Origin of the sequence: Streptomyces sp. AF1A, assembly GCF_047340315.1 — a bacterium.
Classification (GTDB): domain Bacteria; phylum Actinomycetota; class Actinomycetes; order Streptomycetales; family Streptomycetaceae; genus Streptomyces.
The window spans coordinates 83,413-95,754 of the sequence record NZ_JBLEBI010000011.1 but is presented as its reverse complement, the minus strand read 5'-3'; the positions used below and the strand labels follow the sequence as shown (position 1 = coordinate 95,754).

Below are 12,342 nucleotides of genomic sequence, written 5' to 3'. Positions count from 1 at the left end.
GGCGGGCGCGGTGCGCCAGGAGGAGATAGCCGGCGGCGCAGGCCACCGTCGCGAGCGCGGGCGGCAGGACCTCCAGGGGGCCGCCGCCCGAGCCGTGGCCCATGGGGGGCATGTCGGGGTTCACCGGGCGTCTCCCGCCGCCTGCCCGGCGGGGGCCTCGGGGTCGAAGGGCCGTCCGCTGCGCTGCAGCAGCAGGCCGCCGGCCAGCAGCAGGACGCCGAGAGCGAGGAAGCCGAGGTCCCACCAGAGCTGGTGCGGACCTCCGCGCACATGGTGGATGCCCAGGATGTGGTGGTCCAGGACGCCTTCCACGAGGTTGAAGAGGCCCCAGCCCGCCAGGATCCAGCCCCACAGCACCCGGGACGTCCACACGCGGCGCCGGTCGCGCGTGACGCGGGAGTACAGGACGGCCAGGCCGATCAGGATCGCGAGCCAGCACACCACGTGGAAGATCCCGTCCCACACCGTGTTCATCTCCAGGCCCGACACCGTGTGGGGGTCGTAGTACCTCACCCCGATGTGGTCGTGGTCGGTGCTGGTCAGCATGTGGTGCCACTGCAGGAGCTGGTGGAGCAGAATGCCGTCGAGGAATCCGCCCAGGCCGACTCCCAGTACGACGCCCGGCAGCCGAAGGCCTGCCGGTGCCACGTCGGCCCCCGCCCCCTCCACCGTGGTTGCCATCGCCGTGTGTCTCCCTCCCGTCGTACTGTGGCGGCGTGCCCGCACGAAAGGTCTCGGCGATCGAACCCCCATGCGTGCCGCAGCCGTACCTCCTCCGGGGTACCAGCTCCCCGACCGCGCCGCTGCCGGGCCTTGCGCCGATTGGCCGACTTCGTGCGGCGATCCGGCGCACGGACGACGTGATCGGCCGTCAGGGGCATTGACTCTGCGGGCCCGTATTGGTTGAGTGGCTCATCCACTGATCCACTGGGGAGGAACGGCGTGGAGGCACTGTCCCGCGAAACCATCGTCGATGTCCTGGAGAACCGTCTGCGCGAGGACATCCTCGCAGGACGCCACCCGGCCGGCAGCTACCTGCCGCCGGAGCGTGCACTGGCCGACGGCTACGGCGTCACCCGCACCACCCTCAAGCACGCGTTCGGACGGCTGACGCAGGCCGGACTGCTGGAGACCCGGCACGGCGTCGGCACCCGCGTCCGCGACTGGCTGCGCCTGGGCGGCGCCGATCTGCTGCCCATGCTCGTACGCCACAGCCCCGACTGGATCGGCGAGGTCTTCGAAGTGCGGCGCCACATCGGCGCGTTGATCGCCGAACGCGCCGCCGTCCGGGCGACCGAACGGCAACGGGCCGAGCTGCGCGCCCTGGTGACGGCCGTCGGGGAGGCGGAGGACGCCGACGCCGTGCAGCTCGCGGACGTCGAGGTCCACCGCGCCCTGGCCCGCGCCACCGGCAACCGGGTCTACCTCCTGCTGACCAACACCCTCTTCAACGCGTACCTGCCGGTGCGCGCGGCCCTCAGGGGGCCGTTCGAGGATGCCGCGGTGGCCCGCCGGCGTCTGGAGCCGGTGGCCGAGGCGGTCGCGGAAGGCGACGGGGCCGGCGCCCGGCGTGCGGCCGAGCGGTACCTGACGGAGACCGAACGGATCATGCTGGAGGGTCTCTCATGAGGGTCGGCCCGACCTCCCGCACGGCCGCCGGCTCTCCCACCCGCGGCACCCGCTTTCGCGAGACGATGCTCGGCACGCTCACCCTCGACGACGAGGACCGCACGCGTCGCGTCCGCCTCGATCTGACCGTCGCGGCGGACCGGCTGCTGCGGCCCCTCGGCACCACCCGGGCCAGCGCCACCGGCCGCCTCCGCATCTTCGGCTGGGCCGACGACCCGCGTGCGGAGGGCGAGTTGGAGATCTCGCCGCTCGCGCGCCGCCGCATCCGCTACCGCGTCACCTTCACCGCGGACGGCCGCCGGCTCACGCTCGACGGCTGGAAGTCCATCACGCCGCGCAGGCCCGTGGCCTCGATGACCGTACTGCCGTACACCCTCTACGAGGACTCCGCACGCATCGGCACCGGCACCCTCCGCTTCCCGCTCGGCAGCCAACTCCTGCCGTTTTTGGCCAGTTTCCGCTTCCCGCGCCGGGAGGAGGCCGGGGCGTACCTCGCGCCGCGCTGGCACGGCGAGCCGGGCCGCACCGAGGTCTGGTACACCACCCTCACCGACCCGGACACCGGCAGCGGGCTGTGGCTGCACCACGAACTGACCGCGCCGGACGACGGCTCGGAGCCGTACGCGCACGGCTGGGCCGCGGTGTTCCCCAAGGACGGACCCGTGCGGCACGCCCGCTTCGGCCCGGCCCCGTGGGCCCCCGGGGAGCCCGGCTTCGGCGCCGACGGGGTCACGGTCCGGCCCGGACGCCTGACCGGGTCCGCCGAGGACGGCGCCCTGCGCTGGGACCTCGTCGAACGGCCCGCGGACGGCCCGCTGTTCACATTCCCCCGCTGGTCCTGGCGCCGGCCCCTGCTGCCGGCCGCGCAGATGCTCCCCGCGGCCCGGGCCCACTACGACGGCACCTTCGCCCATGACGGCACGACACTGACGCTCACCGGCGCCCCCGGCGCCTCCGCCCGGATCTACGGCCACGGCAACGCCCGCCGCTGGGCCTGGCTGCACGCCGACCTCGGCGGCGGAGACGTGCTGGAGGTCGTCGCGGCCGTGTCCATGCGCCCGGTCCTGCGCAGCCTTCCCCCGCTGGTCTTCCTCCGGCTGCGCCGGCACGGCCGCGGCTGGCCGCGCCGCCCCGAGCGGTCGGCCGTCGGCTGGGCCGGTGCCGGGCGCTTCCGCGCCGGCATCGCCCTGCCCACGTGGACCGTCACCGGCCGCGCGGGCCTGCGCCGTATCCGGGTCGAGGTCACCCAGCCGCCGGAGCGCACCCTCGCCCTGGACTACACCGATCCCGACGGCCGGCACGCGACCTGCCGCAACAGCGAACGCGCCGACGCACTCGTCCTGTTGGAGCGGTGGTGGTTCGGCGGCTGGCGCACCGAGGCGGAGTGGACGCTGGACGGCACGGCCCACGCGGAGGTGGGCACCCGATGACGCTCGCCGGCCTCGTGTCCGCCCTCATCGCCGACGACGCGACCGCCGACTGGCCCCGCCGCGTCCCCGCCCGGCTCGAGACGGTCCTCACCACGATGCCCTTCACCGCCCGCGCCGGCCTGCGCGCGGCCGCGCGCACAGTGGACGCCTACGCGCTGGCGCGCACCGGACGCACCCTGGACGCACTCACCCCGCCCGAGCGGGAATCCGTCCTGCGGGCGCTGGCCGCGCGCCCCGCCCTGCAGCCGCTCCTGGACGTGCTCAAGGTGCCCGTCCTCCTCGCGGCCGGGACGGAGCGGATGCTGCACGAGGGTCCCGCGCCGACCGGCCGCGCGCCACAGGACCCCCCACTGGACCTGACACCAGCGTCCGCCTGGCCCGCTCGCTCCACCGCCGACGCCGTGGTCGTCGGCTCCGGCGCGGGCGGAGCGATGGCGGCGCGGACGCTGGCCCGGGCGGGACTCGACGTCGTCGTCCTCGAAGAAGGCAGGCACCACTCCACCGAGTCGTTCGGCCGGCGCGCGCCCCTGGACCGGTTCACCGAGCTGTACCGGGACGGCGGAGCGACGGTCGCCGTGGGCAACCCGCCGCTGCTGCTGCCGGTGGGCCGGGCCGTCGGCGGCACCACGGTCGTCAACTCCGGTACCTGCTACCGCACTCCGGGCCGCGTCCTCGCCCGCTGGGCCCAGCAGTTCGGCTTCTCGCTCGCCGACGGCCTCGACCGGCACCTGGACGAGGCCGAGCGCACCCTGCGGGTGGCCACCCAACCCGTCGACGTGCTCGGCAACAACGGCCTGATCGCGCTGGCCGGCGCCCGTGAGCTCGGCTGGGAGGCCGCGCCCCTGCGCCGCAACGCGCCCGGGTGCCGGGGCTCCTGCCAGTGCGTGGTCGGCTGCCCCACCGGCGCCAAACAGAGCGTGCAGCTCTCCGTGCTGCCGGACGCCTGCGCGGCCGGGGCCCGCATCGTCACCGGGGCACGGGTCGAGCGCATCCTCGTCGACCCGGACCGGCCCGCAGGCCCACGGGCCGCGGGCGTGCGCGTGCACCGGGAGGAGGGCGCGCTGGAAATCCTCGCGCCGCTGATCGTCGTCGCGGCGGGCGCGCTGCAGTCCCCGCCACTGCTGCGCCGCTCCGGCCTCGGCCGGCACCCCCGCCTCGGCCGCAACCTCAGCGTCCACCCGGCCACCAGCGTCGCCGGACGCTTCGCCGAACCGGTCACCGCGTGGAAGGGCGTGCTGCAGAGCGTCGGCGTGGAAGCGCACCACGACGCGGGAATCCTCATCGAAGCAACCGCCACCCCGCCGGGCATGGGCTCCTTCATCCTGCCCGGACTGGGGGGCGAGCTGCGCCGCGAGCTGGAGGGCGCCGACCGGCTCGCCACGCTCGGCGCGATGATCGCCGACCGCCCCTCCGGCCGGGTCATCGGCCACGACCGCACACTGATCCGCTACGACCTGGACCGCCGCGACGCGGGCCGCCTGCTGCGGGCCGTCCGCGCCCTGGGCGAGCTGCTGTTCGCGGCCGGCGCCGAGGAAGTGCTCACCGGCATCCCCGGCACCCCGCGCGTGCGCACCCTCCCCGAGCTGGACACCGTCCTCGCGTCCACGAGTGCGCGACAGCTCCATCTGTCGGCCTACCACCCCACCGGCACCGTCGCGGCCGGCTCCAGCGATCAGCGCTGCCCCGCCGACCCGCTGGGCCGGCTGCGCGGAGTGCACGGCGTGCTGATCGCGGACGCCTCGGTGCTGCCCAGCTGCCCGCAGGTCAACCCGCAGCTGAGCATCATGGCCGCGGCCCTGGCCGTCGCGGAGGCACACCTCGGCGGCTGAGCCGTGCGCCACACCGTCGAGCGCTCTGTGCCCGTCCCCGGCCGCGCACCCGCTCGCTGCGCAGGACGCGCCACGCGAGTAGCGTGCAGGTGCGACGCTCGCACGCCGAGGCAGACCGACTCCACCCCCACGGGAGACGCCCGATGGCCGAGAACGAGCAGCTGCTGCGCCTGCCCATGGCCGGCGAGAACCCTCTGGAACCGCCCGCGGCATGGGAGCGGCTGCGCCGCGGGTGCCCGGCGGCCACCGTCGAACTCCCCAGCGGCGACCGGGCCAGGCTTCTCACCCGCTACGACGACGTCAGGACCGTCCTGGCCGACCCGCGCTTCTCCCGCCCCACCCCGCAGGACGGCGCCGCCCGGATCGCCCCGACAGGCGCGGGCGGACCCGCCGCCGACGGCGACGGCGCGCTGACACTCCCGGCCAAGGGCGAGCCGCACCAGCGGTGGCGGCGGCAGGTGGTCAAGTACTTCACCCTGAAACGCATGAACGCGCTCCGCCCCGGCATGACCGGCACGGCCGAGGCCCTGGTGGAGACCATGGCCGGACGCGGACAGCCCGGGGACATCAGGGCGGATCTCGGCTTCCCGCTGCCCGTCCTCGTCATCTGCGACATCCTCGGCGTCCCCGCTCACGACCGGGACCGCTTCTCCCGCTGGTCCGACGCGTTCCTCAACGTCACCCGCTACTGCGCCGCGGAGAGCGCGGCGGCGCAGGCGGAGTTCCTCGCGTACATGTCCGCGCACATCGAGGCCGTCCGCCCCGCACCCGGTGACGACCTGATCGGCATGCTGATCCGGGAGAGCGACGGGGAGGGCGGGGGACTGACCGGCACCGAACTGGTCGCCACGGCCATGGGCCTGCTGGTCGCCGGGCACGAGACCACCGCGAACATGATCGGCAAGATGGTGGCCATGCTCCTCGCCGACCGCACCCGGTGGCAGCTGCTGCTCGCCGACCGGTCGCTGGTGCGCACGGCGGTCGAGGAGGCCCTGCGCTGCGACGCCAACGCCGGCTTCGGCATCCGCCGGTATCTCACCGAGGACATCGAGGTCGGCGGGGAACTGCTGCCCGGCGGCACCACCGTCGTGTGCGCCGTGCAGGCCGCCAACCGGGACGACCGCGTCTTCGCCGACCCCGACGAGATGGTGCTCTCCCGCTCGCCGAACCCGCACCTGACCTTCGGTGCCGGTCCGCACGCCTGCCTGGGCCAGGCGCTCGCCCGCACCGAACTCCAGGTGGCCCTGGAGGTCCTGCTGCGCAGGCTCCCCACCCTCCGCCTGGCGGTACCGGTGGAGGAGCTGCCGCCCGTGGAGGGCCTGCTCGTGGGCGGCCTGCGCGCGGTGCCCGTGCGCTGGTGACCCTCCGGAATATCCGGGCCGCGGGCGGGGTTGGACAGGCTGTGATTGGCATGCCCGGAACACTGACGAGCGAGGGGGGCTCGGTGGCCGGGCGGAAAGGGAACTCATGGCACGCAGCACCGCGCGTCCCGTCGTCAGGCTGAGGTCGACGGCCGGGACCGGCGTCACGTACGTGACGCGCAAGAGCCGTCTCAACGACCCCGACCGGCTCGTCCTGCGCAAGTACGACCCGGTGGCCGGGGAGCACGTCCTCTTCCGCGAGGAGCGGTAACACCGGCACCGCCCGTGCGACGGGCGGCCGGCACGACCAGAAGGAGAGCACTGTGAAGGTGCGCAAATCCCTGCGCGCGCTGAAGTCCATGCCGGGCGCGCAGGTGGTCCGGCGGCGCGGCGTGACCTTCGTCGTCAACAAGAAGAACCCCCGCTTCAAGGCCCGTCAGGGCTGACGGGGGCCAGCACCCCTGCGGTCGGCCCGGCCCCGCGGTCAGCGGCGCCGGGCCGACCGCTGTCCACGCTCCCCGGCCCCGACGCGCGGCCGCGACCTGCTGTGACGTCCCCCACCCGGGCTTGCCGTGCAGGGGAAGGCATACCTACGTTCGGTCGTATGGCCCCGCATGACCCCGACCGTCCGACCGAGCCGGTCGACTTCTCCGTCGACCTCACCGGCCACGAAATGCTCCGGCGCGCCCACGTCATGGACGCCGTCGGCCCCGAATGGGACCCCGTCAAGGCGCTGCGCGACGAGGAGGAGGCCTACGACCGGCTCTACTCCGGCCTCGACGAGGACCAGCAGCGCATCTACGACGAGCTGGTCGCGGCCGGCGTACTCCCGCCGCGCGGGGACGACCGTGCTACCCCTTGATCCGCAGGCGGACATCGGCCGGCGCGCCTGGGTGACCTGCCCGAACTGCGCGGACCACCGCGGATGCCCCACCTGCGAAGCGGGGCGCAGGTGCCGGCGGCACTGGCGCTATCTGCTGTCGAACACCGGCAGCCTGCTGCACCTGCAGTGCCCGTCCTGCACCCACGTCTGGGACCACGAGACGCATTTCGGCGCCACCCGCACCCGCCGTCCCCCCGGCATTGGTGACTGACGACGGGTGCCCGGGCGACCGCACCGAGCGGACTCAGGCCGCGCCGCTGAACAGCGGGAGATAGCCGAGCGACTGCCCCGATGCCGTGGGGTGGTACGACGCCGAGAGGTCGAACCAGTCGACGCTGCGCAGCCAGGGGTCGGCGGAACAGATCTCGTGCCCGGTGAAGACGGTCCGGGCGTCGGCGAAGGCGAAGCCGTGGCCGGTGGCGCGGGCGGCGATCACGCTGTTGAGGCGGTCGATGGCCGCGTTCAGCGCGGCCCGCTCCGAGTCCTGGAGGCCGCCCGAGCAGCTGCCCACGAGCTGGTAGAAGTGGGGGTAGCCGAGCACCACGACACGGGCGGCCGGTGCCTTGCTCCGGATGGCCGAGTAGAGCCGGTCGAGGTTGCCCGGCAGGGTCCCGTCGATGTACGAGCGCGCGCTGGTGATGGCCGAGAGGCACGCGGTGGTGCCGGGCAGGACGCAGGTCGCCATGACCTTGGCGTAGCCGGCGTCGCTGCCGCCGACGGTGATGCTCACCAGGTTGGTGCGGGCGCTCAGCGGCCCGAGCTGGTTCTCCAGGACGTCCCCGGTCTTTGCGCCGTTGCAGGCGGCGAAGGTGAACGACGACGCGTGCGTCGCGGCCCACAGGGCGGGGTAGGACCGGCTGCTGCGCAGGCAGTCGGCACCGGAGGTGAGGTAGTTGCCGGCTCCGACACCGGCCGAGTAGGAGTCACCGAGAGCCACGTACTCCATGGCTGCCGCTCTCGGAGCCGCCGGAGCCGTCGCGGGACCGGCGAGGATGCAGGCGGCCGCGAGGAGGAGGGCGGACGCACAGGATCGGAACCGTCTCATACCTCTCGTGTATCGCGGGCCCGCCGCTCCCACCCGTCGTGCTTCTCAGCGCTGTTGACAAGCAGCCGCGCCGATGCAGCCACCGATGTGCCCTGTCCCGCGGGGCACATCGCCCGGCCTCGGGGACGCGGCGGCATGCCGTACGCGGTGGCGGAGTTCACCCGATGAGCCGTCACCCGTCCGGCCGTATCCCGCCGTGGCCCCGAGGACCCTCAGGCAGCGCTCTCCGACAGTTCCCGGAGGATCCGCAGCGCCCGCTGGGCATCCTCGTACGGAACGAAGAGGTGGTCGTGGTGGAACCCGGCCACGATGTTGCAGCTCAGGCCCGCGTCCGCGAGGGCCCGGGCGACCGCGGCGGTGAGCCCGACCGCCTCCAGCGCGGAGTGGACGCGCAGGGTGATCCAGCCGGCCACGTAGTCGTACGCCATCCCCGCCGCGTCCGCCTCGGCCTGCGGCGCCACGACGGTGAGGCCCTCCGGCTCGGTCACCGTGACCAGGGGGGTGACGCCGGAGGGCACGCCGCCTTCGGTGGTGGTGAAGACGTAGCGGCCCGGATTCAGCTCCGGTCGCATGCCGCCGAGCAGTCTGCGCAGATCGGTCTCGCCCGTCACACACCCCACGGTACGTGCCGTTCGGCCTGTGGGCCCACACCTTCCGGGTCACGGTCGCGGCGCCGGCACGGCCGTCAGCCGGTGGCGGTGCCGGTGGCGGAGGTGCGGAAGTAGTGGCCCTCGTCCAGGTCGGCGAGGAGGCCGGGGCCGGTCGGCTGCCAGCCGACCAGTGCGCGGGTGAGGTCGCTGGACGCGGGGACGTCGATGCCGATGAAGGCGCTCAGCCAGCCGAAGTGCTCCGGCGCGGCGTCGGCGGCGACGGAGACCACCGGCACCCCCAGGTGGCGGCCGATCACTGCGGCGATGTCCCGCAGGGCGACACCCTCCTCGGCGGCGCCGTGGAGCACGGATCCCGCGGGAGCCTTCTCCACCGCGAGGCGGAACAGCCGCGCCGCGTCGAGGCGGTGGACGGCCGGCCACCGGTTGGCGCCGTCGCCGGGATGGCCGGAGACACCGGCGGCCCTCGCGACGGAGACCAGGGCGGCGATGAAGCCGTTGTCGCCGTCGCCGTGGCAGGTGGGAGACAGCCGCACCACGGACGACCGCACACCGCGGGAGGCCGAGTCGAGCACCGCCTGCGCGGTGATGGAACGGATCAGCACCGGCGAGCCGCCGCTGATCGCGGGCATGTCCTTCTCCGTCGCCACCCGCCCCGGCGCCAGACCGGCGAGCCCGGAGGCGAGGACGAAGGGACGGTCGGTCCCGGCCAGTGTGTCGATGAGTGCGTCGACGGCCCTGCGGTCGGCCTCGGCCGCGTTTTGGAAGCCGCCGGAGAAGGCGACGTCGTGCTTGAAGGCCAGGTGGATCACCCCGTCCGCGGCCGCGGCAGCGGACCGCAGGGTGTCCAGGTCGTCGACGGTGCCGCGGACGACCTCCGCGCCGGCCGCGGTGAGCGCGGCGGCGGAGGCGTCGGAGCGGGCCAGGCCGGCCACCTGATGGCCCGCGTCGAGGAGTTCCGGGACGAGGGCGGAGCCGATCCAGCCGGACGCGCCGGTCACGAAGATGCGCATGGGAGAGCCCCCAGACTCTTGATGTCAGTGACTGTCATCGACCCTAGCATCCGATGTCAGTCACTGTCATCGCGTAGGATGCCCCGCATGGGCAGATGGGAGCCGAACGCGCGCGGGCGCCTGGCGGAAGCGGCGTTGGAGCTGTACGGAGAGCGCGGGTTCGAGCAGACCACCGTGGCCGAGATCGCCAAACGGGCCGGGCTCACGGAGCGGACCTTCTTCCGGCACTACGCCGACAAGCGGGAGGTGCTGTTCGCCGGCTCCGCCGAACTGGAGCAACTGTTCGTCGAAACGGTCGCCGGCGCCCCGCCGTCCGCCGCGCCCATGGACGCGCTGGCGGAGGGCCTCGACGCGGTCTGCGCGGTGTTCGCCGACCGGCGCGAGTTCGCCCGGAAGCGGCACGCGGTGATCGCGGCGACCGCGGAGCTGCGCGAGCGCGAGCTGATCAAGCTCGCCTCGATGGCGGCGGCCCTCGCCGGCACCCTGCGCGGGCGCGGCGTCGCGGAACCGGCCGCGAGCCTCACCGCCGAGGCAGGCGTCGCCGTCTTCAAGGTCGCCTTCGAACGCTGGATCGCCGCGGGCGAGGAGCGCCCGCTGCCGCAGCTGATGCGCGACTCGCTCCAGCAGCTCAAGGCCGTGGCCACGGGGGGCTAGTACGGTACGGGCTCGCCGTCCGCGTCGACCAGGGCAGACGGCGGTCGCCCCACTGCACACGCGCAGCAGCGTGCAGGCGGAGCTCCCGGAAACACCGTCGGGCCGGGACCCGCCACGGGAAAGCGGCGGTCCCGGCCCCGTGCGCGGCCTGCGGCGGACGCGTCAGTGCCCGCGGCGCAGCGGCGGGATCGTCGGCACCTCGCCGGCGTTCGCCATGTCCTGCTCCGAGAGCCGGAAGCTCTCGGGATAGTCCTCGCGCCGGGTACGGCGAGCGGGCTCGCTGGTGCGCCACATGTACAGGCACCGCCCGCACTGCAGCACGTCCCAGACACCGGGGACGGGGGAGGAGTGGACGTGTTCCAGCTCTGCGTACGCGCAGCGCGGGCAGACGGTGCTCGTGGGATCGGGCATCTCGGGTCTCCTGATCGCGAAGTCGGGGAGGCGGGCGGTCAGCGGCGGGCGGCGAGTGCCTGCAGCCGGGCGAGCCACCCGGCCGTCTCGGGCAGGTCGCGCACCTGGTTGCCGTAGGTGCCGCGGCGGTCGGGCGCGACGGGCGTCGTGGCGTCGATGACGAGCTTGTCGACGATGCCCGGGGTGCGCGCCTGCGGTGCGAGTTCGACGACCGGCAGATTGGGGATGGTGATCAGGTCCCCGGCCGGGTTCATCTTCGTCGACAGCGCCCACATCACCTGCGGCAGGTTGAACGGATCGACATCCTCGTCCACGACGATCACCGTGGTCGCGTACCCCATTCCGTGCGGCGTCGTCAGCACCCGCAGCCCCACCGCCTTCGCGAAGCCGCCGTAGCGCTTCTTCGTCGAGACGATGACGACCAGGCCGTGCGTGTAGGACGCGTTGACCGCCTGCACCTCCGGGAAGTCCGCCTTCAGCTGCTGGTAAAGCGGCGCACAGGTGTTCGCGGCCATGAGATAGTCGCACTCCGTCCACGGCATGCCCAGGTAGAGGTGCTCGAAGACCGGGTCGGTACGGTACGAGATCCGGTCGACACGGATGACCGGCATGCTGCGCCCGCCCGAGTAGTGGCCCGTGAACTCGCCGAACGGCCCCTCGACCTCCCGCGTGCGGCCCTCGATGACGCCCTCGACGACCACCTCGCTGCCCCACGGCACGGGCAGCCCGGTCAGGGGCGCCTTCGCGATGGGGGCGGGCGCTCCGCGCAGCGCGCCGGCCAGCCCGTACTCGTTCTCCTCGTACTTCATCGGAGTCGACGCGGCGATCGTGACCACCGGGTCGTTCCCGAGGGCGATGGCGACGGGCAGATCCTCGCCCCGCTCCTCGGCGGTGCGCAGGTGCAGGGCGATGTCGTGCACCGGCACCGGCTGGATCGCCAGCCGGCGGCGCCCCTTGACCTCGATCCGGTAGATGCCGACGTTCTGCTTGCCGCTGTGCTCCGGGTCGTCCGGATCCTTCGAGACCACCGCGGCCTTGTCGATGTAGAAACCGCCGTCGCCGTCGTTGAGCCGGATCAGCGGCAGCACGCGGAACACGTCGGCCTCGTCGCCCTCGAGCGTGTTCCGCGCCCACGGCGGGTCCTCCCGCCACTCGGGCTCGACCGGGAACGCCTCCCAGCGGCGGATGAACTCCGCCACCTGCTCCTTGGCCCCGGTCTCCTTCGGCAGGCCGAGCGCCAGCGCGTGGTTGGCCCAGGAACCGTGGACGTTCATGGCGATGCGCGCGTTCGTGAAGCCCTTGACGTTGTCGAAGAAGAGCGCGGGCGCCGCATCGCCCAGACGCGGAGCGGCGTTCGCCGCCGCGGCGATGTCCGGCTCCGGCAGCACCTCCTCCGTGACGCGGAGGAGCTGCCCCTCCTTGTCGAGCGCGTCCAGGAATCCGCGCAGGTCGTCGTACGGCATGGAAAGTCCTTTCGGA

At 73.7% G+C, this 12,342-nt stretch carries 15 protein-coding genes; 9 read left to right on the top strand and 6 right to left on the bottom strand.

The genetic code is table 11. The features are described from left to right. Window positions 1–120: 120 nt before the first annotated feature. Entirely contained in the window at window positions 121–681 is a 561-nt protein-coding gene (locus ACLU3S_RS06175) for a DUF2243 domain-containing protein (RefSeq protein ID WP_413950711.1), read from the bottom strand. A 261-nt stretch (window positions 682–942) separates the two neighbouring features. Here ACLU3S_RS06175 and ACLU3S_RS06170 point away from each other — a divergent pair, with 261 nt between their 5' ends. From ACLU3S_RS06170 to ACLU3S_RS06135, 8 genes are all read left to right on the top strand, one after another. Further along, entirely contained in the window at window positions 943–1,629 is a 687-nt protein-coding gene (locus tag ACLU3S_RS06170; protein ID WP_413950710.1) for a FadR/GntR family transcriptional regulator, read from the top strand. Further along, window positions 1,626–3,059: a hypothetical protein gene (locus ACLU3S_RS06165; protein WP_413950709.1), complete on the top strand. Its 1,434-nt coding sequence runs from the start codon at window positions 1,626–1,628 to the stop codon at window positions 3,057–3,059. The genes ACLU3S_RS06170 and ACLU3S_RS06165 overlap by 4 nt, the downstream gene beginning before the upstream one ends. Then, entirely contained in the window at window positions 3,056–4,888 is a 1,833-nt protein-coding gene (locus ACLU3S_RS06160) for a GMC family oxidoreductase N-terminal domain-containing protein (protein ID WP_413950708.1), read from the top strand. Before ACLU3S_RS06165 ends, ACLU3S_RS06160 begins: the two co-directional genes overlap by 4 nt. A gap of 143 nt (window positions 4,889–5,031) precedes the next feature. Further along, complete coding sequence (locus ACLU3S_RS06155) at window positions 5,032–6,249, top strand: cytochrome P450 (RefSeq protein WP_413950707.1); 1,218 nt, start codon at window positions 5,032–5,034, stop codon at window positions 6,247–6,249. 106 nt (window positions 6,250–6,355) lie between these two features. After that, window positions 6,356–6,520 (top strand): 50S ribosomal protein L33, encoded by a 165-nt coding sequence (gene rpmG / locus ACLU3S_RS06150; protein WP_413950706.1) that lies wholly within the window; start codon window positions 6,356–6,358, stop codon window positions 6,518–6,520. Between the two features lie 52 nt (window positions 6,521–6,572). Beyond that, on the top strand, window positions 6,573–6,695 hold the full coding sequence (locus ACLU3S_RS06145; RefSeq protein ID WP_413950705.1) for a ribosomal protein bL36: 123 nt from the start codon (window positions 6,573–6,575) through the stop codon (window positions 6,693–6,695). Between the two features lie 158 nt (window positions 6,696–6,853). Next, window positions 6,854–7,111 (top strand): DUF6400 family protein, encoded by a 258-nt coding sequence (locus tag ACLU3S_RS06140; protein ID WP_413950704.1) that lies wholly within the window; start codon window positions 6,854–6,856, stop codon window positions 7,109–7,111. Beyond that, window positions 7,098–7,343: a hypothetical protein gene (locus tag ACLU3S_RS06135; RefSeq protein ID WP_413950703.1), complete on the top strand. Its 246-nt coding sequence runs from the start codon at window positions 7,098–7,100 to the stop codon at window positions 7,341–7,343. The genes ACLU3S_RS06140 and ACLU3S_RS06135 overlap by 14 nt, the downstream gene beginning before the upstream one ends. A gap of 33 nt (window positions 7,344–7,376) precedes the next feature. On the opposite strand, the gene ACLU3S_RS06130 is transcribed toward ACLU3S_RS06135, so the two are convergent. From ACLU3S_RS06130 to ACLU3S_RS06120, 3 genes are all read right to left on the bottom strand, one after another. Then, window positions 7,377–8,177, bottom strand: coding sequence for an SGNH/GDSL hydrolase family protein (locus ACLU3S_RS06130; RefSeq protein WP_413950702.1), 801 nt, complete (start codon window positions 8,175–8,177; stop codon window positions 7,377–7,379). 212 nt (window positions 8,178–8,389) lie between these two features. Then, the gene (locus ACLU3S_RS06125; protein WP_413950701.1) at window positions 8,390–8,788 is read right to left on the bottom strand and encodes an ACT domain-containing protein; all 399 of its coding nucleotides are present in this window, start codon (window positions 8,786–8,788) and stop codon (window positions 8,390–8,392) included. Between the two features lie 74 nt (window positions 8,789–8,862). Continuing rightward, window positions 8,863–9,798, bottom strand: coding sequence for an SDR family oxidoreductase (locus ACLU3S_RS06120; protein ID WP_413950700.1), 936 nt, complete (start codon window positions 9,796–9,798; stop codon window positions 8,863–8,865). Between the two features lie 87 nt (window positions 9,799–9,885). On the opposite strand from ACLU3S_RS06120, the gene ACLU3S_RS06115 reads away from it, so the two are divergent. After that, window positions 9,886–10,452 (top strand): TetR family transcriptional regulator, encoded by a 567-nt coding sequence (locus tag ACLU3S_RS06115; protein ID WP_413950699.1) that lies wholly within the window; start codon window positions 9,886–9,888, stop codon window positions 10,450–10,452. Between the two features lie 162 nt (window positions 10,453–10,614). Here the strand turns inward: ACLU3S_RS06115 and ACLU3S_RS06110 are convergent, their stop codons facing one another. Together ACLU3S_RS06110 and ACLU3S_RS06105 are read right to left on the bottom strand one after the other, a co-directional pair. Beyond that, entirely contained in the window at window positions 10,615–10,863 is a 249-nt protein-coding gene (locus ACLU3S_RS06110) for a non-oxidative hydroxyarylic acid decarboxylases subunit D (protein ID WP_413950698.1), read from the bottom strand. 38 nt (window positions 10,864–10,901) lie between these two features. Further along, window positions 10,902–12,326, bottom strand: coding sequence for a non-oxidative hydroxyarylic acid decarboxylases subunit C (locus tag ACLU3S_RS06105; protein ID WP_413950697.1), 1,425 nt, complete (start codon window positions 12,324–12,326; stop codon window positions 10,902–10,904). Between the last annotated feature and the right edge of the window lie 16 nt (window positions 12,327–12,342).

Bases quoted from the DNA above. Each gene is read 5' to 3' on its own strand.
- ACLU3S_RS06175 (WP_413950711.1), bottom strand. From the start codon at position 681: ATGGCAACCACGGTGGAGGGGGCGGGGGCCGACGTGGCACCGGCAGGC.
- ACLU3S_RS06165 (WP_413950709.1), top strand. From the start codon at position 1,626: ATGAGGGTCGGCCCGACCTCCCGCACGGCCGCCGGCTCTCCCACCCGC.
- ACLU3S_RS06160 (WP_413950708.1), top strand. From the start codon at position 3,056: ATGACGCTCGCCGGCCTCGTGTCCGCCCTCATCGCCGACGACGCGACC.
- ACLU3S_RS06155 (WP_413950707.1), top strand. From the start codon at position 5,032: ATGGCCGAGAACGAGCAGCTGCTGCGCCTGCCCATGGCCGGCGAGAAC.
- rpmG (WP_413950706.1), top strand. From the start codon at position 6,356: ATGGCACGCAGCACCGCGCGTCCCGTCGTCAGGCTGAGGTCGACGGCC.
- ACLU3S_RS06140 (WP_413950704.1), top strand. From the start codon at position 6,854: ATGGCCCCGCATGACCCCGACCGTCCGACCGAGCCGGTCGACTTCTCC.
- ACLU3S_RS06130 (WP_413950702.1), bottom strand. From the start codon at position 8,177: ATGAGACGGTTCCGATCCTGTGCGTCCGCCCTCCTCCTCGCGGCCGCC.
- ACLU3S_RS06120 (WP_413950700.1), bottom strand. From the start codon at position 9,798: ATGCGCATCTTCGTGACCGGCGCGTCCGGCTGGATCGGCTCCGCCCTC.
- ACLU3S_RS06115 (WP_413950699.1), top strand. From the start codon at position 9,886: ATGGGCAGATGGGAGCCGAACGCGCGCGGGCGCCTGGCGGAAGCGGCG.
- ACLU3S_RS06110 (WP_413950698.1), bottom strand. From the start codon at position 10,863: ATGCCCGATCCCACGAGCACCGTCTGCCCGCGCTGCGCGTACGCAGAG.
- ACLU3S_RS06105 (WP_413950697.1), bottom strand. From the start codon at position 12,326: ATGCCGTACGACGACCTGCGCGGATTCCTGGACGCGCTCGACAAGGAG.